This window comes from Wolbachia endosymbiont (group B) of Philonthus cognatus, assembly GCF_947179345.1.
Lineage (GTDB): Bacteria > Pseudomonadota > Alphaproteobacteria > Rickettsiales > Anaplasmataceae > Wolbachia.
The window spans coordinates 158,659-182,427 of the sequence record NZ_CAMXBG010000002.1 but is presented as its reverse complement, the minus strand read 5'-3'; the positions used below and the strand labels follow the sequence as shown (position 1 = coordinate 182,427).

The 23,769-nt window shown below is 34.2% G+C and carries 25 protein-coding genes, 1 tRNA gene and 3 pseudogenes; 18 read left to right on the top strand and 11 right to left on the bottom strand.

The features are described from left to right. The 3 genes from plsX (at position 1) to ONG78_RS02825 (ending at position 2,203) form a co-directional block, all read left to right on the top strand. Positions 1-1,038, top strand: coding sequence for a phosphate acyltransferase PlsX (plsX, locus tag ONG78_RS02835; RefSeq protein ID WP_010405337.1), 1,038 nt, complete (start codon positions 1-3; stop codon positions 1,036-1,038). Continuing rightward, the gene (locus tag ONG78_RS02830; RefSeq protein ID WP_264377619.1) at positions 1,031-1,987 is read left to right on the top strand and encodes a beta-ketoacyl-ACP synthase III; all 957 of its coding nucleotides are present in this window, start codon (positions 1,031-1,033) and stop codon (positions 1,985-1,987) included. Before plsX ends, ONG78_RS02830 begins: the two co-directional genes overlap by 8 nt. A gap of 142 nt (positions 1,988-2,129) precedes the next feature. Next, positions 2,130-2,203, top strand: a tRNA-Arg gene (locus ONG78_RS02825). Positions 2,204-2,211: 8 nt separating this feature from the next. Here ONG78_RS02825 and ONG78_RS02820 read toward each other — a convergent pair. Next, positions 2,212-3,162 carry a complex I NDUFA9 subunit family protein gene (locus ONG78_RS02820; RefSeq protein ID WP_179945645.1) on the bottom strand — a complete coding sequence of 317 codons (951 nt, stop codon included), beginning with the start codon at positions 3,160-3,162 and terminating at the stop codon, positions 2,212-2,214. 48 nt (positions 3,163-3,210) lie between these two features. Further along, a complete protein-coding gene (locus ONG78_RS02815) occupies positions 3,211-4,587 on the bottom strand; it encodes a UDP-N-acetylmuramoyl-tripeptide--D-alanyl-D-alanine ligase (RefSeq protein WP_264377618.1) in 1,377 nt (458 codons plus the stop codon). 184 nt (positions 4,588-4,771) lie between these two features. Here ONG78_RS02815 and ONG78_RS02810 point away from each other — a divergent pair, with 184 nt between their 5' ends. Genes ONG78_RS02810 through mdh form a run of 7 tightly spaced genes read left to right on the top strand, consistent with a single transcriptional unit; the run spans position 4,772 to position 8,556 of the window. Next, a complete protein-coding gene (locus tag ONG78_RS02810; protein ID WP_264377617.1) occupies positions 4,772-5,506 on the top strand; it encodes a hypothetical protein in 735 nt (244 codons plus the stop codon). Between the two features lie 3 nt (positions 5,507-5,509). Continuing rightward, positions 5,510-5,791: a hypothetical protein gene (locus tag ONG78_RS02805; RefSeq protein ID WP_010403548.1), complete on the top strand. Its 282-nt coding sequence runs from the start codon at positions 5,510-5,512 to the stop codon at positions 5,789-5,791. Positions 5,792-5,797: 6 nt separating this feature from the next. Continuing rightward, complete coding sequence (locus ONG78_RS02800) at positions 5,798-6,166, top strand: HIT domain-containing protein (protein ID WP_006014413.1); 369 nt, start codon at positions 5,798-5,800, stop codon at positions 6,164-6,166. 17 nt (positions 6,167-6,183) lie between these two features. Further along, positions 6,184-6,537 (top strand): NADH-quinone oxidoreductase subunit A, encoded by a 354-nt coding sequence (gene ndhC, locus ONG78_RS02795; protein WP_264377616.1) that lies wholly within the window; start codon positions 6,184-6,186, stop codon positions 6,535-6,537. Continuing rightward, positions 6,528-7,031 carry a NuoB/complex I 20 kDa subunit family protein gene (locus tag ONG78_RS02790; protein WP_264330817.1) on the top strand — a complete coding sequence of 168 codons (504 nt, stop codon included), beginning with the start codon at positions 6,528-6,530 and terminating at the stop codon, positions 7,029-7,031. The genes ndhC and ONG78_RS02790 overlap by 10 nt, the downstream gene beginning before the upstream one ends. A 1-nt stretch (position 7,032) precedes the next feature. Continuing rightward, the gene (locus ONG78_RS02785) at positions 7,033-7,608 is read left to right on the top strand and encodes an NADH-quinone oxidoreductase subunit C (RefSeq protein ID WP_264377615.1); all 576 of its coding nucleotides are present in this window, start codon (positions 7,033-7,035) and stop codon (positions 7,606-7,608) included. A 3-nt stretch (positions 7,609-7,611) separates the two neighbouring features. Next, complete coding sequence (gene mdh / locus ONG78_RS02780) at positions 7,612-8,556, top strand: malate dehydrogenase (RefSeq protein ID WP_264377614.1); 945 nt, start codon at positions 7,612-7,614, stop codon at positions 8,554-8,556. A gap of 5 nt (positions 8,557-8,561) precedes the next feature. Here the strand turns inward: mdh and ONG78_RS02775 are convergent, their stop codons facing one another. Genes ONG78_RS02775 through ONG78_RS02765 form a run of 3 tightly spaced genes read right to left on the bottom strand, consistent with a single transcriptional unit; the run spans position 8,562 to position 10,420 of the window. Continuing rightward, positions 8,562-9,350, bottom strand: coding sequence for a TatD family hydrolase (locus tag ONG78_RS02775; protein WP_264377613.1), 789 nt, complete (start codon positions 9,348-9,350; stop codon positions 8,562-8,564). Next, positions 9,340-9,828, bottom strand: coding sequence for an RNA pyrophosphohydrolase (locus tag ONG78_RS02770; RefSeq protein WP_264374526.1), 489 nt, complete (start codon positions 9,826-9,828; stop codon positions 9,340-9,342). The genes ONG78_RS02775 and ONG78_RS02770 overlap by 11 nt, the downstream gene beginning before the upstream one ends. Then, a complete protein-coding gene (locus ONG78_RS02765) occupies positions 9,821-10,420 on the bottom strand; it encodes an AAA family ATPase (RefSeq protein WP_064085464.1) in 600 nt (199 codons plus the stop codon). The genes ONG78_RS02770 and ONG78_RS02765 overlap by 8 nt, the downstream gene beginning before the upstream one ends. 128 nt (positions 10,421-10,548) lie before the next feature. On the opposite strand from ONG78_RS02765, the gene rsfS reads away from it, so the two are divergent. The 3 genes and pseudogenes from rsfS to ONG78_RS07990 all read left to right on the top strand — a co-directional run. Further along, positions 10,549-10,866 carry a ribosome silencing factor gene (gene rsfS / locus ONG78_RS02760; RefSeq protein WP_007302263.1) on the top strand — a complete coding sequence of 106 codons (318 nt, stop codon included), beginning with the start codon at positions 10,549-10,551 and terminating at the stop codon, positions 10,864-10,866. Positions 10,867-11,094: 228 nt separating this feature from the next. After that, positions 11,095-12,357 carry a tyrosine--tRNA ligase gene (gene tyrS / locus ONG78_RS02755; protein ID WP_264377612.1) on the top strand — a complete coding sequence of 421 codons (1,263 nt, stop codon included), beginning with the start codon at positions 11,095-11,097 and terminating at the stop codon, positions 12,355-12,357. 142 nt (positions 12,358-12,499) lie between these two features. Continuing rightward, positions 12,500-12,658 (top strand): annotated as a pseudogene (locus ONG78_RS07990) (IS4-like element ISWosp8 family transposase); the annotation flags it as partial. A gap of 79 nt (positions 12,659-12,737) precedes the next feature. On the opposite strand, the gene ONG78_RS02750 reads toward ONG78_RS07990, so the two are convergent. Next, the gene (locus ONG78_RS02750; protein ID WP_264377611.1) at positions 12,738-14,108 is read right to left on the bottom strand and encodes a WD_0033/WD_0034 family tandem repeat-containing protein; all 1,371 of its coding nucleotides are present in this window, start codon (positions 14,106-14,108) and stop codon (positions 12,738-12,740) included. Positions 14,109-14,187: 79 nt separating this feature from the next. Here ONG78_RS02750 and ONG78_RS02745 point away from each other — a divergent pair, with 79 nt between their 5' ends. From ONG78_RS02745 to ONG78_RS02735, 3 genes and pseudogenes are all read left to right on the top strand, one after another. After that, complete coding sequence (locus ONG78_RS02745; RefSeq protein ID WP_264374522.1) at positions 14,188-15,207, top strand: Mrp/NBP35 family ATP-binding protein; 1,020 nt, start codon at positions 14,188-14,190, stop codon at positions 15,205-15,207. A 377-nt stretch (positions 15,208-15,584) separates the two neighbouring features. Then, positions 15,585-16,457, top strand: coding sequence for an IS982 family transposase (locus tag ONG78_RS02740; protein WP_019236992.1), 873 nt, complete (start codon positions 15,585-15,587; stop codon positions 16,455-16,457). A gap of 13 nt (positions 16,458-16,470) precedes the next feature. Then, a pseudogene (locus tag ONG78_RS02735) lies at positions 16,471-16,548 on the top strand (transposase family protein); the annotation flags it as partial. Positions 16,549-16,670: 122 nt separating this feature from the next. Here ONG78_RS02735 and ONG78_RS02730 read toward each other — a convergent pair. The 4 genes and pseudogenes from ONG78_RS02730 to ONG78_RS02715 all read right to left on the bottom strand — a co-directional run bounded on the left by ONG78_RS02730 (position 16,671) and on the right by ONG78_RS02715 (position 19,746). Continuing rightward, entirely contained in the window at positions 16,671-17,690 is a 1,020-nt protein-coding gene (locus ONG78_RS02730; protein WP_264377526.1) for an IS110 family RNA-guided transposase, read from the bottom strand. Between the two features lie 226 nt (positions 17,691-17,916). Beyond that, positions 17,917-18,737, bottom strand: a pseudogene (locus ONG78_RS02725) (IS256 family transposase); the annotation flags it as partial. A gap of 245 nt (positions 18,738-18,982) precedes the next feature. Further along, entirely contained in the window at positions 18,983-19,438 is a 456-nt protein-coding gene (mlaD, locus tag ONG78_RS02720; protein WP_264377610.1) for an outer membrane lipid asymmetry maintenance protein MlaD, read from the bottom strand. A gap of 2 nt (positions 19,439-19,440) precedes the next feature. Further along, a complete protein-coding gene (locus ONG78_RS02715) occupies positions 19,441-19,746 on the bottom strand; it encodes an NADH-ubiquinone oxidoreductase subunit NDUFA12 family protein (protein WP_264377609.1) in 306 nt (101 codons plus the stop codon). Between the two features lie 64 nt (positions 19,747-19,810). Between ONG78_RS02715 and ONG78_RS02710 the strand changes: the two genes are divergently transcribed. Together ONG78_RS02710 and rodA are read left to right on the top strand one after the other, a co-directional pair. Continuing rightward, positions 19,811-21,259, top strand: a complete 1,449-nt coding sequence (locus tag ONG78_RS02710; protein ID WP_264377608.1) for a proton-conducting transporter transmembrane domain-containing protein — start codon at positions 19,811-19,813, stop codon at positions 21,257-21,259. Between the two features lie 45 nt (positions 21,260-21,304). After that, complete coding sequence (gene rodA / locus ONG78_RS02705; protein WP_264377607.1) at positions 21,305-22,408, top strand: rod shape-determining protein RodA; 1,104 nt, start codon at positions 21,305-21,307, stop codon at positions 22,406-22,408. Positions 22,409-22,456: 48 nt separating this feature from the next. On the opposite strand, the gene ONG78_RS02700 is transcribed toward rodA, so the two are convergent. After that, on the bottom strand, positions 22,457-23,698 hold the full coding sequence (locus ONG78_RS02700) for an IscS subfamily cysteine desulfurase (protein WP_264377606.1): 1,242 nt from the start codon (positions 23,696-23,698) through the stop codon (positions 22,457-22,459). Between the last annotated feature and the right edge of the window lie 71 nt (positions 23,699-23,769).

Here is a 23,769-nt window from a genome sequence, read left to right as displayed (position 1 = left end):
ATGTTACCCACGGTCAACAACAACATAGTTATCGCACTTGATGCTATGGGAGGGGATTTTGCACCTCTTTCCGTAATTCAGGGTGCTAGTTTTTTCTTGGATAATCTTGTTGATCCAGGTGTTGAAGTTTTTTTTCATATTTATGGAGATCAGAAAGAAATATCTCCTTTGCTTTCAAAATACAAAAAAGTAATCGATAACTCCGAATTTACCCATTGCTCTGATAATGTTCTTCCAAATGATAAACCCTCTTTTGCACTGAAACATCGCAAAGATTCAAGTATGAAGGCAGCTGTTGAAGCAGTGAAAAAAGGTAAAGCTTTTGGAATGGTGTCTTCAGGCAACACTGGAGCATTGATGGCTATCTCCAGATTTATTTTAGGAACATTACCCAATATCTATCGTCCTGCTATTGCATCTGTCTGTCCAACTAAGACAAAAAGCTTTGCATTGCTTGATCTTGGTGCAAATGTTGACTGTAATACTGACTCATTATTTCAATTTGCATTAATGGGGAGTATATTTGCAAAAATAGCATTAAAAGTTGAAAATCCTGAAGTCGCTTTGCTAAACATTGGTACAGAAGAAGTGAAAGGTACTGACTCAGTAAGAGGAGCTTTTGAGTTACTCAAAAATGCTCCAAGTATTAACTTCAAAGGATATATAGAGGCAAGTGAATTTTTAGATGGTAATATAGACGTAATTGTTGCTGATGGTTTTGTTGGTAATGTAATGCTCAAGACAGCTGAGGCAACTGCTGGTACTTTTATCAGTCTAATAAAACAGGAAGTATTTAATTCATGGATGACAAAAATGCTTGTCGGCATATTGTTGAAACCCAAGCTAAATAAAGCATTAGAGCGTTTTAATCCTAAAATTAGAAGTGGAGCTATGTTTTTAGGGCTAAATGGTATCATTATAAAGAGCCACGGAAATTCTGATGCTATTTCTTTTGCTCACGCTATAAAATTTGCAGTAAATGCAATCAGTGAAAATTTAAACCAGAAGATAATTAACGGGGTAAGTCATATTGAATAAAAGTTTCATATTGAGCACTGGTTCTTACCTACCAAAAAAAATTTTGAGTAATAACGAAATTGCATCGATAGTTGAAACAAACGATGAATGGATAAGGCAAAGAACAGGAATAGTTCAAAGACATATAGCAGATGAAGGAGAACTAACGTCAGATTTAGCTGTTAATGCAGCGAAAAATGCTATAGAAAAAGCGAAAATTTCAATAGATGAAATTGGTTTGATCATAGTTGCAACAACAACACCTGACAAAACTTTTCCTAGCTGTGCAACGATTATACAAAGTAAATTAAAGTGTAAAAACGCATTTGCTTTTGATGTACAGGCAGCATGCTCTGGTTTTATATATGCAGTTACAGTTGCTGATTCACTTATAAAGTCTAACGATAGAATTAAATACGCGCTTGTTATTGGTGCTGAAATAATGTCTAGGATTGTTGATTGGGAAGATAGGTCAACTTGTGTACTCTTTGGTGATGGTGCTGGTGCAGTGATAATGAAATCAGAAATGAGTAGCAGTAGCATTATATCAACAAACTTACACTCTGATGGCAATGTGGACTTATTATGTACAAACGGAGGAATATCCTCTACTCGTGATTCTGGAAAGATACTTATGAATGGAAGAGAAGTGTTTAAACATGCAGTAGAGAAATTAACAGCCTCAGTAGAGGAAACTCTAAAATGCAATAGTTTAAAGATTACTGATATTGACTGGTTAATTCCCCATCAAGCAAACATTCGCATTATTGAAGCAGTAGTAAAGAAATTAGATTTTCCTATAGAAAAAGTAATTAATACAGTTGATAAGCATGCAAACACCTCAGCAGCGTCAATTCCACTAGCCTTAGACTATGCAGTACAAGAATCAAAAATAAAGTCAGGAAATCTGATATTGCTGATTTCAATAGGTGCAGGTTTAGCCTGGGGTTCTGTGTTACTGCGCTATTAGACTTCCTATTACCCACGCTTCTTTTTTCTCAGTTTTATCGTTACATGCTGTACTGACAAAGTTTTGAGATATTATCACAAACATTATATTCACAAGAAATACTTGACTTCACGTGTACTAAGAAGCATTTTATATATGATGTGTGCCCGTAGCTCAGTTGGATAGAGCAACAGCCTTCTAAGCTGTGGGTCGTAGGTTCGAATCCTACCGGGCACATTCTTCTATCAATGCTTTCTATAAATTTTCAAGTATTCTGGTACCACATTTTCAATTGCTAGTGGTCTAATTTTCATTGTTTCGAGATCATCTGACTTTTCGATTGAACTACTCATCATAACTTTCACCTGATCTCGAGTAAGTATAGGGCTTGCATCTCCAGTTATAGGTTTTAACAGCACAGAAACAACTTTACTTTCTAAGAAAAAGGCTATCAATCTTGCCATTGGAAAAGGTACATTGATCAGTAGACACTTTCTGTTAGTCACATTCAGAATAAACTTTAATAAGCTTTTAAAAGAGTAAACTTTTGATCCACCTATATTATAAATTTTTTTATCTTGCTTATTAAAGCTGATAATACGGTATACCACTTCAGCTAAGTTTGTTACACATATCGGCTGAAACTTCGTTATTCCACTACCGATCAACGGCAAAAAAGGAAGAATTGTTGCTAATCTTGCAAATTTATTAAAGAAATTATCTTCTTTACCAAATACAAGACTGGGCTTAATTATCATTGCTCCTTGAAACGCCGAAGCTACAGCTTTCTCACCTTTCAATTTACTTTGGGCATATTTTGATAACTTATCATTTTCTATTCCCATGGCAGAAAAATGTATCATCATGGATACATTTTTTATTTGCGCAGCTTTTGCTATTCTTTCAGCTATTCCAACATGAACTGTATAGAAATCGTATTTTCTTTTTTCATATAATATTCCTACTAAGTTTATAACAACATCACACCCCTCCATACTTTCTAAAATTGATTTTTCATTAAAAAAATCTCCTTCAAGTATTGATATTTGCCCTAAGTTGCCACATAACTTTAGACAAGCAGCTTTTTCCTGATCACGAGTAAATATTCTTATTAAATACCCCGCCGCTGCCAAGCGTCTTACGATGTGTTTTCCTATAAATCCCGTTCCACCAAAAATAACTATACGTTTTATCACAGTTAAAACTTCCAATAACTTAACTTTAAATTAATACAATAGTTTTATTTAATATTCTATTGTGAATTCCTGCACTATAAGGTCCATTCTCATTCCATGAGAACCTTTAACTAAAATTACATCATTACCTTGAACAATATTAGCTAAATTACTTTTCAATTGGTTAGAATCATCGAAATGCATGCCTTTTATATTCTCCGGTAAAAGTTTATTCAATTCTAACATAAATTTACCAACTGTATGAACTTTATTCACATTTTGTTCTACTATAGAGTCAAGCAATTCTGTATGAAATACTATGCTTTCATTACCAAGTTCTAACATATCGCCGAGTAGTGCCACTTTTCTTAAATTAGAATATGTACCTAAAGTTCTTATTGCAGCCTTCATTGAAGTAGGGTTAGCATTATAGGAGTCGTTAATCAAATGTACTAATTTTCCATTGTATTTAGCTTGATGAACATTACCTCTACCTTCTGTTACAGTAAAATTCTCAAGTGCTAGTGGTAATTTCGATAAATCAAGTCCTAGACTTTGCACAACTGCTGTCACAACTAATGCAGAGTATGTAAAATGCTCACCCCGCAAACGTAAATTACAGTTTATAATTTGACCGTTGTGCGGTTTAATTTTTAAATTTATACCGCTATCGTTTCTTATTAGGTCTAACAAACAAACAGTAGCACTTTCATTCTTACCAAAGCTCACTACATTTCTGTCAGCATTTGATAAAAGATAATCATAATGTTTATTATCCTTGTTCAAAACCAAAGTACCATTATTTTTCATACCACATAGGACTTCTAACTTCGCTTGCGCAATATCAAGTAGAGATGAAAAATTTTCAACATGCGCAGGTTCGATGTTGGTAATAACTGCAATATCCGGATTGCTAATCTTCGATAGCTCTTTTATCTCACCAGCTCTATTCATTCCCATTTCAAGGATTAAGTACTGGCAGTTTTTTGGGACTTTTAGAATAGTAAAAGGTAATCCTATATTATTATTCAAGTTATCTTTGTTTGCATAAGACGCTCCATATTGCGATAGAACAGTGTGCAGCATGTCCTTTGTAGTCGTTTTCCCGACACTACCTGTAATTGTAATAACTTTAGCATTAACAAGAACATTTCTAATGTAATATGATGCCATGTTATGCAAAGCTTTTAGAGTATCTTGCACAATAATTAGAGGAAAATTTCTATATTTATCTTCGCTTACTACCGCAGCAACAGCTCCTTTTAAAAATGCTTCATGTAGAAAATCATGCCCATCAAATTTCTTTCCCTTGAGAGCAATAAATAAATCACCTTTTTTTATGCTTCTTGTATCCGTTGAAATATTTGAGCTATATAACGAATTACAAACACCCTCCCCTCTTCCGCCAGTAGCATCGATAATATTATTTGCGTTCCATTTTAACATAATTTATCTTTAAAGGTAATTTGAACAAGAAAAGCAGCAAAAATACTACATACTTTGGTAATGTACAAATAATGATTGCTATCTCTATAATTTCATCTTATAATAGATATACAAGCTTAAATATTTTCGTCTATAATTGGGTGTATTTTACTATCTGATTGTAGAAAGTGACTTGGAGGTATGTATGGCAAAAGATGAGTCAAATAAAAAGTCTATTTTGGCTAAGATAAAAGGCGTGTTTTTTCTTGTGCCTAAAGCACTTATTTATCCTATAAAGAAACCGTTTGCTTCAATTGATGAAATGAAGCATGATGCTAAAGTTTCATTAAAAAAGGCTGTGAGTGATGTAACTAAAGAAGAAGAGAAATATGACCCACCTATAAAAACCACAGAAGCTAGTAAGTACCTTGGCATACAAATAACAAAACAAGAAAAAGGTAAGGTAAGTTTTTTAGCGTCAAGAACTTTAACGGGGGATATACCTTACTTGAGTCCAGAGAAATTAGATAAAATAAGGAAAGATCTGCCAAATATAACTATTTTTAGAGAAGAAAACAAAATTGTAATTGAAGTTGATGTTGAGAAGATTATCCAAGAAATAAAAGATAAAAATCCAGGTATAGACGAAAAAGTAATGAAAAAGTACGCTCTTGAAGGAATTTATAATAAAATTGATTATGATCTCAAAAATTTGGCAAAAATTACTGGTGGAGAGTTTAAAGTTCACACAGACCGAAAGTTGCTGTATGATATTGCAGAAAAGTTGTATAGTGGATACGATAGTAAAAAGCAACAGTCACAAGAAGTTATAAGGTCTATAGGTAAAGAAAAGTCATCAGAGAAAACTTTAAATAATTGGCAAAAAGCTATTAAACAAGATTTTGAAAGTTGCGAAAGCATAAGAGGTAGGGGGAAATAAATTATGGAGAGTGTTATGAAAGAAGTTAAAATAGAGGAAAGGTATCATAGCCTAACTGTTCCTGGAGATATGTATCATTTACAACCAGAAGTTATTGCTGCAAGAAGGGCAAAAAGAATAGAAACGTTTTCAAAAAGACACCAAATGGACTATGGGTCAGTTTTGCGTGGACAAGATATACAGCTAAAAGACGTTTCAAGTCTTGAAGATGCTTCTAGCGAAGCAGCAATAAGCCCACCTTCTACACCAAATCATAAGCAAAATAGAAGAGGACCAGGAATTTAATAAAGTATGGGTAGTACAGCTTATGATGACACTAATATTTTTGCTAAGATATTAAGAGGTGAGTTGTCTTATGAGGAAATACATAAAAATGAAAATGTGCTAGCTTTTCGTGATAAGTATCCTGATGCACCAGTTCATATTCTAGTTATACCAAAAGCTCAATACGTTTCATACGATGATTTTGTTCTGAAAGCTTCCGAAGAGGAAATAGTAAGTTTTTTTAAAACTGTTAGAGAAATAGCACATAAATATAACTTAGAAAAAACAGGATATAGATTAGTTACTAATCACGGTAAAGATGGAGAGCAAGTTATACCGCACTTTCACATACATATTTTAGGTGGTAAAAGATTAGGAAAGCATGTAAATTCATAGTGTTATATGTTTTTTAAATGAGTGAATATTTAACCATATTAATTCTTATCTGTGTATCAATTGTAGTATCCTTTACTTTAGGTGTATTACCTATGTTTCTTGCAGTCAGTAACCCAGATGGTGAAAAGCTTTCTACATATGAGTGTGGCTTTAATCCTTTATCAAGAGCCAGAAAAAGTTTCGACATAAAATTTTACTTAGTTGCAATATTGTTCATAATATTCGATTTAGAAATTGCTTTTCTTTTCCCTTGGGCCGTTTCTTTATCTAAAATAAGCTATTGCGGATTTTGGTCTATGATGATATTCCTTGCAATACTTACTATAGGCTTTATTTATGAGTGGTGTAAAGGTGCGTTGGAATGGAAGTAAATTTATCTAATGGCGACTGGAATCGTTACAAAAAAGAAGGTTTTCTTATCACTAAATTTGGCGATTTAATAGATTATATAATGAACTGGGCAAGGTCTGGTTCATTGTGGCCAATGACATTTGGTCTTGCATGTTGCGCAGTAGAGATGATGCACACTGCATCCAGTCGTTATGATCTTGATAGATATGGCATAATCTTTCGTGCAAGCCCAAGGCAAGCAGATGTTATGATTGTTGCTGGCACGTTAACTAATAAAATGGCAGCAGCATTGCGTAAAGTTTATGATCAAATGGCAGATCCCAAATACGTCGTTTCTATGGGAAGTTGTGCAAATGGCGGTGGCTATTATCATTATTCTTACTCAGTAGTCCGTGGTTGCGATAGAATTGTGCCAGTTGATGTGTATGTTCCTGGATGCCCTCCAACTGCTGAGGCGTTGCTATATGGAATGCTATGTCTACAAAATAAAATAAAACGAACTAAAAATATATAGCATGGATAAAACTGCAAAATACATACAAAAAAAGACTAAATGTGAATGTACTCAGAAAAATGATGGCACTATTGTAATATATTCAGCTTTGAATGACATTGAAAATCACTTACTCTTTCTACGTGATGATGAAAAGTGTAGGCTTGAATTATTAGTTGACGTTTTTGGAGTTGATTACCCAAATAGAGAAAAACGTTTCGAGCTAATATACAATTTGCTCAGCGTTGTACACAATATCAGAGTGCACATAAAGCTTCAGTTATGTGAAGGTGATATACCTCTAAGTGTAGCAAAGATATTTAACGCAGCTTCGTGGTTTGAGCGTGAAGTATTTGATATGTATGGAATAGAGTTTTCTGATCACCCAGATTTACGTAGGATTTTAACGGATTATGGATTCAAAGGTCATCCAATGTTAAAAGATTTTCCTCTCACTGGCTACGAGGAAGTAAGATACGATATAGAGGCAAAAAAGGTTGTATATAATCCTATAGACTTACCACAAGATTTTCGTATGTTTGACAGCTTATCCCCTTGGGAAGGTAGTAAGGCCACAAAAGTAAATATAAAGGAGTAGAAAATGACAGCACAAAGAAAAAAAATATCTTTGATTGGTGCAGGAAATATCGGTGGGACTCTTGCCCATATGATTGCACTAAGAGAGCTAGGAGATGTTATTTTGCTTGATGTAAGCGATGGAATACCACAAGGTAAAGCACTTGACATTACAGAATCATCTCCTATTGATCGATCTAATGTCAATATTACTGGTACAAATAGGTATGAAGATATAAAAAACTCTGAAGCAATTATAATAACTGCTGGCATTGCCAGAAAACCTGGAATGAGCAGAGATGACCTTCTGCAAACTAATGCTGCAGTAATGAAAGAGGTTGGGGAAAATATTAAAAAACATTCTCCAAACGCATTTGTAATAGTGGTTACCAATCCTTTAGATGCTATGGTTTCAGTAGTATACAAATCTTCAAGTCTGCCAACTAATATGATTGTTGGTATGGCAGGAGTGCTTGACTCTGCTCGTTTTCGTTATTTTCTTGCAAGTGAGTTAAATATTTCTGTCGAAGATGTATCTGCTTTTGTGCTTGGAGGACATGGTGACACTATGGTACCACTAATCAATTATGCTTCAATTGCTGGCATTCCACTTACCCAAATCATTGAGATGGGCTTGATTACGCGAGGAAAAGTTGATGAAATAGTTGAGCGCACTCGTAATGGTGGAAAAGAAATAGTTGATCTACTTAAATCTGGATCTGCATACTATGCTCCTGCATCTTCAGCCATAAGCATGCTAGAATCATACTTAAAAGATAAAAGGCGTATATTACCATGCGCTGCTTATCTTAATGGTGAATATGGTGTGAAAGACTTATTCATTGGTGTTCCTACTATTATTGGCAAAAATGGAGTTGAGAAAGTTCTAGAAGTTAAAATGAACGATAGTGAACAAGAGATGTTCAATAAATCTGTAAATGCAGTGGAAGAGCTTTGTCGGCTAAATTAATTGTCCTATATAATTTCTTTGAGCTCAAGCTTCGAAAACAGTCTAAAAAAATTATTTGTAGTTATTTTTGCTACTTGTTCCGGCGATTCATTCCATAATTCTGCTAAACAATTCACAACATATTTCACCATTGCCGGTTCATTTTTTCTTCCTCTGTAAGGCTCAGGAGATAGATAAGGTGCATCAGTTTCAACTAAAACACGCTCACGTGGCACATTTTGTGCAATTTCTCTTAGTAAGTTCGCATTTTTAAAAGTAATAATTCCAGAAAATGAAATGTATAATCCCAAGTCCATAGCCTTATAAGCAAGCTCTTTAGAAGAAGCAAAGCAATGCATTACTCCACTAAAAGCGTCCTTCTTCATTTCTGAATTTAACATATCAATCATCTCACTATCAGCATTTCTAGTGTGAATAACTAAAGGTAATCCTGTTACTTTTGCCGCTTCTATATGTGATGCAAAACTTTTTTTTTGATTGCTTTTGTTATCAGATTTATAAAAATCTAATCCGGTTTCACCGATACTAATTACCTTTTTGCCCTTAGTAAATTCAATCAATTCATCAGCATTTATACACTCACCTTTTTCCACATTAGTATCAAGCGGATGTATACCAACGGAGCAGTAGACTTGATCATAGGATGAAGAGATTTTTAATAATTTAGGGATATCATTAATGCTTATACATATGTTATGCAAAATTCTCACACCATTTTGCTCTGCTCTTGAAATTACCTTTGGTATTTCATCATCAGAAAAATAAATTAGATGACAATGAGAATCAACTATCATAAATAGATCCTTTTATGATAGAAGAAAACTCTTCTATCACTTTTTTATAAACTTCTTTTTTGAACGGTATGGCACTGGCTACCAAATCATCCACATTTTGCCAACGCCACTCTTTGAACTCTGGATGATCAGTATAGTTAATATTAATATCCTTATCCTTCCCACAAAATTTCATTAAGAACCACCTTTGCTTTTGGCCAGAATATCTCCCATTCCAGCATATCGGTATAACTTCCTCGGGTAAGTTGTAATATATCCACTCTTTATTTTGAGCCACAACTTCTGCTTCATCAGTACCAACTTCCTCCAATAGCTCACGTAGCGCTGCCTGCTCTAGCTCTTCACCTTCATCAACTCCTCCTTGTGGCATCTGCCAATAAGAGTCACTATCAAAGCGTTTTCCAATAAAAACATTTCCCTGTTTGTTAAATAACATTATGCCAACACAAGGGCGATACTCTTTCTCCTCACTAATCACAAATACTCTCTGTTGCTAAATTATCTATCATAGAAGTTCCAACTACTTTTTTACTATTCATTTTTTCAACAATTTTTTTTGCAACTTCTTTTGCGCTTAAGTTTGAGTTATCAATTTCAAGTGAACCTTGAGGCACAAATAGTTTCTTTCCTTTAATTCTTCTCATAGCAAAATCTGAATCAGTAATTTTTCTCTCCTGCTCTCTTTCCTTTAATTGAACGCGCTTTACTAGTTCTCCACTATTACAATATAACACCACAGGGAGAATCTCCACGTTCATTTTTTTACTTAAATTCACCACTGAGTTATATACTTTTTGATCATAGGAATCACCTTTTATCAATTCGTTTGTAAATATATAATGCTTTGATTCTATATGGTATTTTTCCAATATTGCTAACATATTCTCTCTAATCACAAAAATTTCTTCCCATATTTCACTTGTAACCTCAGCGTTTCTGAAATCGATCATATCAAATATGATATTATTAAACAGGTTATTGTCTACTATCACCCCATCAATAATATTACACAGCTCTTTTGCAATCGTAAGTTTGCCACTACCCGGAAATCCGATTAAGTAAATGATCATACCATCAGAAAACTATCATATATTACAAATATATGTATTATAAACGTTACACTAGAAACATATCAAAAATAGTTCATATTCAGAAATTTTGAGTGTATCATTACAGATAAATTATATAATTTAGAATAATGAATGGTGATACAGAATCAATAAAAAATACAATTGTAGATGTAATAGATCAAAACAAAGGTCAAGATATAGTTACTTTTGATGTACAGAATAAAACTGTCATTGCAAAATATATGATCATTGCATCCGGTGATTCGAGCCGCCATGTAAAAGCATTAGCTGAGCACGTGATGAAAAATCTCAAGCAATATGATAAAATAGATGTAGAAGGTATGGATGAAGGTAACTGGGTGATTGTGAATTTTCAAGGTATAATGGTTCACCTATTCAGGCCAGAAGTAAGAGAATATTATAAGATAGAAGAGTTATGGAATTGATTATCCAGGTAGCTGGTATACACTTTCAAATGTTGTAATTTTGAAGGCAACCCTTATGAAGTTGGTGGTGTCATTCCAGTGCTTGACGCTGGAATCTAGAAAACTTAATCATAAACGAGCACACTATACAACATTTTTGATGAAATTTCATAATAAACTGGATTCCAGCGTCAAGCACTGGAATGACACCATCGTTAACAACACCGTTTACACACAAAATAACATATTATGAAACATAAATCCGAGTTTTTAAACTTCATTCAAGAAAGAGGATACCTATATCAATGTACAAACATTGATAGGTTAGACCAGCTATTATCACAAGATAATTATATAATTGCATACATTGGGTTTGATTGTACGGCACCAAGTTTGCATATTGGCAGTCTCATTCAAATCATGATGCTCCGTCACCTACAAAAATTCGGTTATAAGCCAATAGTTCTACTTGGAGGTGGCACAACAAAAATTGGTGACCCATCTGGTAAAGACAAAGCAAGAAGCGTCTTGCCGATAGAAGATATCAATCAAAATATACTTGGTATAAAGAAAACCCTCGAGAAGATGATATCTTTCGATTATGGAAAAACTGGTGCAATCATAGTAAACAACGCAGATTGGTTAGATAACATAAAATATATAGATTTTTTGCGTGATATAGGGACACATTTTTCTGTAAATCGCATGTTAGGCTTTGATAGTGTGAAAATTAGGCTAGATAGGGAGCAAAATCTAAGCTTTCTCGAGTTTAATTACATGTTGTTACAAGCCTATGATTTTGTCGAGTTGAATAAAAAGTATGGCTGTCGTTTCCAGATTGGAGGGTCAGACCAATGGGGAAATATAGTAAACGGAATTGAACTTGGCAAAAAGTTAAATTTACCTGAGCTGTTTGGTCTTACCACACCTCTTTTATTAAACGCGCAAGGAAAAAAGATGGGCAAAACTGAAAGTGGAGCTATATGGCTCGATGGCAGCATGCTCAAGCCTTATGACTACTGGCAATATTTTCGCAATGTTGATGATCAAGATGTTGGTCGTTTCTTGAGACTTTTCACTGATTTACCAACTGATGAAATTAAAAAACTAGAGTCCTTGAAGGATCAAGAAATAAATGAAGCAAAAAAGGTCTTGGCAACAGAAGTGACAAAAATATGTCACGGTTGTAAAGAAGCGAAACTTGCACGATCTGCTGCAATCTCTGCTTTTGAAAATGAAGACAGTTCATTGCTTTCTGGTTACACTATCACAAGAGAACAAGTTGCAAATGGCATACTCCTGATAGACTTGCTTCATGATACCGGTTTTGAACCTTCAAAAGGTGCGGCAAAGCGTTTAATACAGGGAAATGGATGTAAAGTTAATGATAATACTATAAATGATGTTAACTATATAATAAATTCTGAGAGCTTCAAAGATCAGTCATTCATAAAATTGTCTGCAGGAAAGAAACGTCATATTAAAATTTTAGTGAGTGAAGTAAGAAAGTAAATTTGTCTCTGTTCAGCAGAGTGGTAAAATAAGGTAGGCGGGAAAAGACAATTATAGGGACAAATGGATATCATTGAAGCAGCTGATACTGTGGCAGAATCGCTAGGCAACCCTACTATCGCTAGCAGTTTCTTGCTGTCGATTTGCTATAATGAAACAAAAACTTTATCAGGTGCTTGTTGGAACCAAAAAATTTTCAAGCCCTTTTTAAGTATACGCACTAAAGTTAACGTGAAGATTGTATAGCTGCAATAAAGTAGATAAGCCTAAACGCCATCATGCCTTTAGGAGAGCTTGCTAATTTATTCTCTTAAGTTAACGCCATTGCCTGAACAGATACATAAAAAAGTAGTACTTGCAAGAAAGAGTTACTTAAGAAATTAATTGACTTTGCTATTTTCTCTAACATACCTAGAAGAAATAGATACATTATCTAATGCACTACTAATCCTAATATTCCTTTCATTAATCGCTGCAGTTGGTTGAAAGGCAGCATAGATGATGTATTGCGGCATATCATTAATTTGTGCTAGAATAAAATTAATACATTCAATATTACCTTTATATATAGCAATGCCAAGTGGTATTAAGCTGTACGTCCGACCGTCTTTATAGTTTATAGTATTTTCAGTAGTCAGAATCTCTTGCAATATACCGCTATTTTGAGCCTGAGTTAAAATCGAATTAATATGTGCATGATTACCTTCATGTATAGCAAAGCCAAGTGATGTTAAGTTGTACGTCCAACCATCTGGAGAATATACAGTATTTTTAGCAGCAAGAACATTTTGCAATATACCACTATTTTGGGCCTGAGTTAAAATCGAATTAATATGTGCATGATTACCTTCATGTATAGCAAAGCCAAGTGATGTTAAGTTGTACGTCCAACCATCTGGAGAACACATAGTATTTTTATTAGCAGTAAGAACTTCTTGCAGCGTACCATTATTTTGAGCTTGTCTTAAAATAGTATTAATATACTCATTGTTATTTCTATATATAGCAAGGCCAAGCAATGTTAAAATGTATGTCCAATTATTCAGAATATCTTGCGATACAACATTATTTTGAATCATTGTTGAAATGTAGTTACAACATTCCTTATTATTTTCATATATGGCAAAGCTAATTGGTGTTAAAATATGCGTCAGACCATCTGAAAACTGTAAAATATTTTCAGCAATAAAAACGCCTTGCAGCATATCATTATTTTGAGCTTTTTCTAAAATAGAACTGATACATTCTTTATTACCTTTATATATAGAGAAACTGAGTGGTGTTAAAGCATACTCCTTAGTATTGAAATACTGTACAATATTTCTAGCAGCAAGAATATCTTGTAGTATTCCACTGTCCTGGGCTTTTGTTAAAATATCATTAATATATCTTGGCTTATTGTAATGTATAGCAAAGCCAAGCGATGTTAAGGTGTATATCAGACTATCTTGATAGTTTATAATATTTTCAGTATTAATAATCTCTTGCAGTGTACCGTTATTTTGAGAATGTATTAAAATAGAATTAACGCATTCGTCATTACATTTGAATATGGCGAGGCTAAGTAGTGTTAAAGTGCGTTCCCCACCTCTTGGAAATTGTGTAGTATATCCTATTGTAAGAACTTTTAGTAAATCATTCTCTGAGGCTACTTTCAAGATATTACTAATTCCCTCACCATTTGATATTACCTTTTTCAACTTAAAATGCAAATTTCGTTGTGCTTGTGTTAAGTTGTTATCATTTAGCATATTCTTGTAACCTCGCTTTAAAGTCAGTGCAGTTTAATTATTCTATGTTAGTATACACCAATAGAAAAAATTTCATCATATGTTCTGGAAAAAATTTACACAGGTTAATGAGGAAATCGTAAGAGAGAGCCTAAAAAAGGTTATAGAGAAGAAAAGTGGTAAGAATGTTGGTGTAGTATCCTCAATTGTTATTAAGGGTAAAGATGTTGCTTTTGCTCTTGAAGTTACTGAGCCAAATGAAGAATTAAGAAAAAATTGTGAGCAAGCTGTTAAGGCGATACCGGGAGTAGGAAAGGTTACTGTAGTTGCTACTGGTCAAAAACAAGCTAGGCAACAAAAAGCTAAACTTCATATCGAAGGAGTGAAAAATATAATTGTCGTTGCTTCTGGTAAAGGAGGTGTGGGTAAGTCAACAGTTGCACTAAATCTAGCTCTTTCGTTAGTAGAATTAAAACATAAAGTTGCGCTAGTTGATGCAGATATATATGGTCCTTCGATTCCTAAAATGTTGGGCACTGAGAAATTAAAACCAGAAATACAGAGTGGTAAAGCAATGCCTATAGAGAAACATGGTCTCTATACTATTTCAATTGGCTATTTTATTGATAAGGACCGCGCAGTAATATGGCGTGGACCTATGATCACAAAAGCACTTTACAATTTGCTAATGGGAACAAGGTGGTCTGATATAGAATATTTAATCATTGATACACCGCCTGGCACTGGCGATGTACATTTAAGTCTGATGGAGAATTTTAGTTTAACTGGAGCAATAATAGTTTCAACTCCACAGGAGCTTGCTTTAGTCGATGCACAGAAAATTTATGATATGTTCACAAAGCTCAGCGTGCCAATTATCGGCATTGTGGAAAATATGAGCTATTTTGTTCAAGATAATTCAAAAATACACATATTTGGAAAAGGTGGTGCAAAAAAAATGTCTGAAGAGCTGGGAGTCAAACTCTTGGGCAGAGTTCCTCTAGATCCGCAAATATGTAGTGCTTCTGATTGTGGAAATCCTTCAATACTAAGTGAGGATTTAGTAAGGATTTATGAAGGCATTGCTAAAGATGTTAGGTCTTTTGTATGTAGTCTATAAAGTTTTTTAAACTACTTTTAAAATAGGTAGAATGTAATTTTAGGTGAATAAAATATTTCAAATGGCAGCAGCGACCTCGTATCTGAACAGACAATAGACTTCTTGGATAACTTAAGAAACAAGTAGTAGAAGCAATATTAGGGAAGGTATAAATTTTGAGCAGGTAAGTAAACTTGATGAAGAGAAGCTTCGAAGACTAAGAGGAGTAAAAAGAAAAACATTGGAAAAATAATAGAAATTTTAATAGAGGAAGAGGCCAAGAAAAAGGCAAGAGGAGGAAAACCAAATATATTTATTAATAACGCTAACTATGGATTAGAAGAGAATAAGAAAAGAGGGTAAACTCCAGTATTTTAGAGATAATAGGAGGTTACCCAGTGAATAAGAATGTAACAGAATTATTCTGTTTTGTAGATGATTATTGTAAAATAATAGACAAAAATTTTGCAGGTAGATTATTATCCAATGGTAAAAAACCTACAAGAGTGCCAGAAATAACGCATTCCGAAATTATAACAATAATTCTGTTATATCAGCAATCTAGATATGAAAACTTTAAATCATTTTACATATGTTACTTACAGTTGCTGCATAAGTCAGACTTTTCTAGACTACCTTCTTATGATAGATTTATTGCGCTAAAACCTCGAGTTTTATGGTATTTAGCAATGCTGCTACAATGGTTATGTGAGCAGGCAAAAAATACAGGTATTTCCTACATTGATTCAACTCCTATCACGGTCTGTCATGCAAAAAGAATATCTAAAAATAAAGTTTTTACTGGAATTGCAAAATTAAGCAAAAGCACTTATGGCTGGTTTTTTGGTTTTAAATTACATGTAGTAATCAATGAAATAGGCGAAATTCAAGGTGTTACGCTAACCAAAGGTAACGTTGATGATAGAAAGCCAGTTCCGGATCTGACTAAAAAACTAACGGGTTTATTATTTGGAGATAAAGGTTATATCCAAAAAGGTCTGTTTCTACAATTACTTGATAGAAATTTAAAGCTTGTTACCAAGATAAAAAAAGGGATGAAAAACGCATTAATCTCTCTAAATGAGAAGATTTTTCTGAGGAAAAGATCTATTATTGAAACAGTTTTTGGTTACCTAAAAAATAGATTAGAAATTGAACACACTCGCCACCGATCTCCTTTTAACTTTCTGGTTCATATTTTTTCTACACTCATTTCATACTCTTTACAACGTAAAAAACCTTCCATTTCCAATTCTTTCTTTGTCGGCTAATCCATAGTTAGCGTTAATAGCACTCGAATATTTGTGTAAATACCGTACATATTTCCATATAGCGCAAATCTATGGAATAAGTGAAAGTTCTTGCTAACGGCTGAATAGAAGATGCATTGATAAAACATCCAGATTTCAGGAAGATAAAGAGCTATTAAAGTTAAATAGGAGTATGCAAAAGTTTTATAAAAAGGGAATGTTCAACTCCTATGATTATTGTCCAGTAGAAATTTCAAATTTTGTAAAATCTTTAAAAACACAGTTATTTTTAAGAGTGTAGAAAATAGTTATAAGAAATTTTCTAGCAGTAGCAGTTATAGCCTTAGCAGAACCACGCTTCTTTTTTATATGTTCATAAAAGCTTTTCAAGTAAGGACTGTAACGTACAGCAATCCAAGTACATTGAACTAAAGAAGTACGCGCTATTTTTGACCCTCGTTTGGTAATTCTTCCAATTGTACATTGCTGATTAGATTGAGAAACTCTTGGTACAACTCCAAAATATGCAGTAAGTTTCTCAGGTCTACGGAAATCATTAATGTCTCCGATTGTTACAATAAAAACAGCTGCAGAAATTGGACCTATTCCCTTTATGCTGATAAGATTGCTGAACCCAGGAAGTTGTTTAGCGAAAGCTATAATTTCCTTTTCAAGCTTTTTAAGGCTTTCTCGGATAGCTTCTAAATGATAGCTAATCACTTCAATTTCAACTTTTTCTAAAGGATCCCAATTATGCTTTTGAGTAGCACGTTCAAATCCTACTTTAGTTGTAAGTACTTCTTTTTTAATTTTTATTCCATGGTAATTAAAAAGACCATGAACTTTATTGATTAAAGATACCCGTGACTTTACTAACTGATCTCTCATTTGAAGAAGAGAAGCTAACTGCTGGCATTGTTTGTTTTTGCACCTTGCCTCAGGCAACATATCTTTGCTGAGAAAGAAAGCAATAGCTCGTGCATCATGCTTATCTGTTTTGTTCACAGAGCGACGAACAACTTCAAACTGCCCAGGAGCAATTATTACTATGCGTTTAACGTAAGGTGAAACTGCATCATAAAAGAAACAGCTGTTACCTGTTGCCTCTATGGCTACTTCATCTGTTTCTTGAAGATCTTTGGTGAAATTATCCAAGTCTTTTAAGCGAAACGTTTGAATATGCTCAGGTTTCCCTTCTTGTAAGTAACAAACAGTAAAACTATTGGTATGTAAATCGACTCCAATGTGACGCATATTTTTTCCTCTTGTTCCAAACTCCTATACGAGGTCATCACATTTTGTGAGCCTCACGATGATTTTCGGTGGCAGGGGCAGTTAATCTCCCCCACGAAGTCTTCTTTCTACTCCCTGGGCAAGAAAGTGCTTCAGAAAAACATCCAACCTGCCACCTATCCACTCTGAGAAGTCATTATCTTCTCTTGCTTCCAACCAAGCAATACTTATTCATACCATCTCCCTATTTTTCCTCCAGTTCAAGTAAATAATTCTCGGCTATTTCTCTACTTGATATGTTTTTTTCAAATCATTCATGAAAACTTTTGCTCGATACATATTTCAGTGAATTTCTTATCTGATGTACTATACATTTCTGCTTTAGGAAATACACTGTTTATTGCTTTAGGAAAGCTTTTTAACACATACAATCAGGATATCTTCTACTCCTTTCTCTTTTAAGTCATTTAACATCCCTAGCCAAAAGTTAGCTCCCTCACTTTCTGCTATATAAAAGCCTAAAACTTCTTTTCTGCCATTTTGCTAATATGTTATACATACATTTGCTTACACAATGCCCGTCCTCCTTGACCTTAAAAAACCATGAACACTATTGGATATACAGATTGCAGCGGACGACTGCGCCATTCGTTGATTACCAGTAACAATTTGTCAGTAATACTTGATATCTCTGCTGCAGATATTTTATATTTCTTCTACATGCGATGCTATATCCCATGCCACTGGAATATGTACTTAAAACCTTTGCTTCAAGTTCGGTTGTTTGCCTTTTTCTGACTACTTGTGGCTCGAAACTTCCTTCTCTATCTCTTGGTGTCAATAGTTCAAATACTTGTCCGTAAAGTCTTTGAATTTCTTCGGTTGTTTTCTTCGCTTTCAGCCGACAAATGGTTTTCTATCTCGCCTTCCCTCTAGCAGTTTTTTTATAAATGGTGTTAATGCTCCATCTCTTCCTGTCAATGGTTTTCCTTCTCGTATAGATGATAAGATATTTGTTTCTAATTCTTTATAGTCTACCAAACCGGTAGTTCTGTTTGCTTGACTCATTGTCAAACCTCCATTTTTTTATCAATTTATTACTTTACTTCTCGGTTTGACACAGTTTATTTAACACTTCCCTAAGTACGTAAGAAAAAACACTCCTATACTGAAAGTACAAGCATTTGTTGAGATTATTAGGAATGTAAAACCTAGCAGAAATCTTGATAATTCAAACGCTGAACAACTTCAAGCTATTGATAGAAAAATCCCTTAATTGTACATAGGCCAAGTTGGCTTATGTGTTCTTATTCTCACTTTGTAAACATGCCAATAATTTTATCCATTATTCCGCCCATATTTGCTTCAGCTTGAGTGTGTGCTATCTTACCACCGTGTGAAATTAATTTGGAATCTGCGCCAGGTGATATATTAACAAATTTACTACCAACAACTCCACTGCTAGTGATTAGCGCTGAGCTATCAACTGGGAGTTTTATATCCCTACTTATACACATGTCGATTCGTGCTATGTAGGTAGCTTTGTCGAGTGATACACCAGTTATGCTTCCGACTTCCACACCAGAGATCTTGACACTATCACCAACTCCTACACCGTTAGCATCAGTAAAAAGGCCATGTATTTTATAACAATCCTTATAGTTTTTCTTTATATAAGATAATTTATCAATAGCGAAGAAGATAAGAAAAATAGTAAAAATTAATACAAATGAACCAGCAGTTATTTCAAGTATATTTGACCTTCGCATCTTTAGTTATTAGGATTCCAGCTTTCATAGTAATTTTTCACCTTTTGGTTTGGGTAGTATGCATCTTTTGTACCTGTTAAATTAGGAATTTTTCTTTTGTTATTATTCACTGGTACTGCATTATCAGTATAATGCAGCCATATATGCCATGCTGGAGGAATTGTTGTAGGCTCAGAAACATTGTCATATATTACCCATCTTTTTCCTTTACTTGATTCATAGTAAGAATTTCCGTTTTCATCCCTACCTATAAGTTTACCTTTTCTCCTTAATAAGTTTGTTACTGAATTATAAATTTTAGATAACATAAAGGTATTAAAACAAAAAGTATTATATATACTAATACTTTAACGATGTATTAACAACAGTTTAATGCAATTACCAATTCTACAAGTTATTATACCAATAATTGCATCGATGTTCTGCTTTCTTACCAGGAAACATAGGGTGTCCTGGTTTATCTCTTTTTTTACAACGGCAGCTACTTTCTTTATTTCATTAATGTTGCTAGTGAAAACATACAATGGTGAAATTATAACTTATTATCTTGGAGATTGGGCTCCTCCATACGGAATAGAGTTGAGAATCGACATATTGAACTCCTTGATTCTAACTTTGGTGAATTTTATAGCGCTGATTAGCGTGCTTTATAGCTTTTATATTAACGAGAAAGAAATTAGCAAAAACAAGATCACTGGTTTTTACTCTCTATTTCTACTGTGCTTAAGCGGACTACTCGGGATTCTAGTAACAAACGACATATTCAATCTTTATGTTTTTTTGGAAATTTCATCTCTTTCTTCTTATGTATTAGTTTCAATGGGAAGGGACAAAAAAGCCCTGATTGCAGCATTTGAATACCTCATTAGTGGTACTGTAGGAGCAACATTTTACTTGTTTGGCATCGGCCTTTTATACTCTATGACCGGAACGCTCAACATGTCTGACATGGCTGAAAGAATAGTACCATTATACGATAATAACATCATAAGACTTGGTACATTATTCATTTTTGTTGGTCTCTCAATCAAAATGGCACTGTTTCCACTCAGTAAATGGCTGGTTAACGCATATAGTGAAGCACCAAGCTTCATTAGCGTGTTCTTTTCAGGTACAGTAACCAAAGTGATGATATATGTTTTTATCAGAATCTTTTACAATGTTTTTCAGCAAAATTTTTTCTTACCACTGCATAATGTGATAATTATCCTCGCACTTTGCGCTATTGTATTTGGATCAATATCTGCAATAATCGAAAAAGATATAAAAAGACTGTTTGCTCACTCCAGTATCAGTCAGATTGGCTATATACTTTTAATGCTGGGTTTAAATTCAAAATCAGGTTTGTTTTCAGCAGTTCTTCACATAGTAAATCATAGCATGATAAAAACGTCTTTATTCATGGTTGCAGGGTGTATTTCTTATAAGGTTGGTATGACAAAAATAGAAAATTTATCAGGACTAAAAAAGTCAATGCCCTATACAACACTCGCATTTACTCTACTTAGTTTAGCATTAATCGGTGTACCCTTGACAAATGGCTTTGTAAGTAAGTGGTATATGATGCAAGCAATTCTTGAATCTCATGCATGGGTCTCTCTGATGTTTTTTGCTGTTAGCTCTTTTTTTGCATTAGTATACATTTGGAAAATGGTTGAGAAAATGTATTTTGAAAACAGTACAGCATCAAACGCTGGAATGACACTTAATGAGGTACCATTGCTTATGCTCTTTTGTCTATTATTTATGGCAATTTTAACGGTAATAACTGGGATATATAGTAATCCAATTCGGTTGGTAATTAATAAATTTGCTTTTTGATTTTCTTATGTTTTATTGTATCTAAAAGTCTGTAAAGTTTTCGCTGTGGATAAGCTGAAGAAGATTCACTTATTATTAGTCATGAACGTAATAGCTCTGTTTTGTGTTGGCATTGTTGTTCAATATTCTTCTGCTGGAGGAAAGTGGGCTCCATTTGCAATTCACCAATTGGTCATATTCTCTTTCTTCCTTTTGCTTGCTATAGCTATGTCATTTATAGAGCTAGATTTTTATTTGAAGCACGCTTATTTTTTTTACATAGCAGCAGTAATTGCGCTGTTAGCAGTAAATTTTTTTGGCTCGCATATAATGGGTGCAACGAGATGGATAAGAATTGGGTCAATTAGTTTACAACCATCAGAATTTGTAAAAGTGGGCTTAATACTTGCACTTGCTTGTTATTTTAATAAACAAAGTGTGTATAAAATGATGAAATTTCAAAGCTTATTTAAGCCACTTATAATTATTTTCTTACCTGTATTCCTTGTATTGAAGCAACCTAATTTAGGAACAGCTGTAATAATATTGTTTATAGGAGCATCAATCATATTCACAGCAATAATGGAGAGACCTCATTTAATAATTTTTGGAACTCTTGGCATTTTCGCAATACCAGCTATTTGGCCTTTTTTGCGCCCTTATCACAAGCAAAGGATATTATCATTTTTGGATTCATCAGTAGATCCACTTGGAATAGGTTATAATGCACAGCAATCTCAAATAGCTATTGGTTCAGGAGGTTTGTTTGGTAAGGGATTTATTAATGGAAGTCAAACTCAACTTGGATTTTTGCCAGAGAAACGCACAGATTTTGCTTTTGCGGTACTTAGTGAGGAATGGGGGTTCTTAGGCAGCATGACTTTGATTTTACTCTATACCACATTCCTCGCTATAATATTCTCTATCGCTTACAGGTCAAAAAATTATTTTTCTAAGTTAATATCTATCGGGGTTTTCGCCTTTTTTGGTGCTCATTTCTTTATAAACATTGGAATGACAATAGGCCTTTTACCTATAATAGGTGACCCACTTCCATTTCTATCCTATGGCGGAAGCACAACTGCTGCGAGCTTAATATGTATAGGATTGCTACTTAGTTCCGTGGCATCTATAAAGGACTTAAAGCTAAGTTTCCGATTTCACCCATAGAAAGAGCTTAGACAACCATCACTCTGCTAATGGTTAACGTCTTATTCTTCAATGAGAATCCCATTTTACGGTGCTTAAATCTATTCCCTCTTGTACCATTTCCAAAAGTGGGCTCATTTCTCTTAGCCGTCCAACATTTTTAGTAACAAGATCTGCTGCATATAGAACTTCATCTTTAGTTGTAAATCGGCCAAGGCCAAATCTAATTGATGAATGCTCAAGATCGTGGCCATTGTTTAGTGATCTTATGACATAAGAAGGCTCAAGGGATGCAGATGTGCATGCAGAACCAGAGCTTACTGCTAAATCCTTGATTGCCATGATAAGAGACTCACCCTCAACATAAGGAAAACTTAAGTTGAGGTTACCAGGAATCCTATTTTCATAGTCACCATTTAAAACAACATCAGGAAATGCTTCTTTTATTTTGTTGTACAAAATATCTCTCAGTTCTTCTAATTTACTTGCTTCTGCTCCCATTTCTTCTTTAGCAATACGTGCCGCTTCACCAAAACCAACTGCAAGGGGAGTGGGAACTGTTCCAGAGCGCATGCCTCTCTCCTGTCCACCACCACTAATTAGTGGCGTCAACCTAACACGAGGATTTTTTCTACGGACATATAATGCACCTATTCCCATAGGTCCATAAATTTTATGGCTAGAAAGGCTCATAAGATCAATGTTCATTTCATTTACGTCTATTGGAACTTTTCCAAAGCTTTGGGCAGCGTCTGTATGAAAAAATATATTATGCTTTCTACACATTGCACCAATTTCTTTGACAGGTTGCATTACTCCGATTTCATTATTTGCCATCATCACTGAAATCAGAATTGTTTTATCAGTGATTGCCTCCTCAAGTTTCAACAAATCTATAATTCCGTTTTGCTTAACGGACAAATATGTAACTTTAAAGCCTTCATTTTCCAGATGTCGACAAGAATCTAAAACGCACTTATGCTCTGTGCAGACAGTTATTATATGATTTCCCTTATTCTTATAAAAATGAGCAACACCTTTGATAGCCATGTTATTTGATTCGGTTGCACCCGAGGTAAAGACGATTTCTTTGCTGTCTGCATTCACTAAATCAGCAATGTGCTTCCTTGCTTTTTCTACTGCTTCCTCAGCTGTCCAACCAAATGAATGGCTACGAGAGTGTGCATTACTAAACTCACCAAAATAAGGTATCATCACCTCCAAAACACGAGGATCTACTTTAGTAGTAGATTGATAATCGAGAAATATTGGTAATTTTATTTTAGCATTGCGTATTTTTTCCATATTCATAGTCAGGTTTCAGCATAGAAGTTACAATATTTAGTAGCACTAAAGCTTAATTTTTTCAAGATATTGATCTT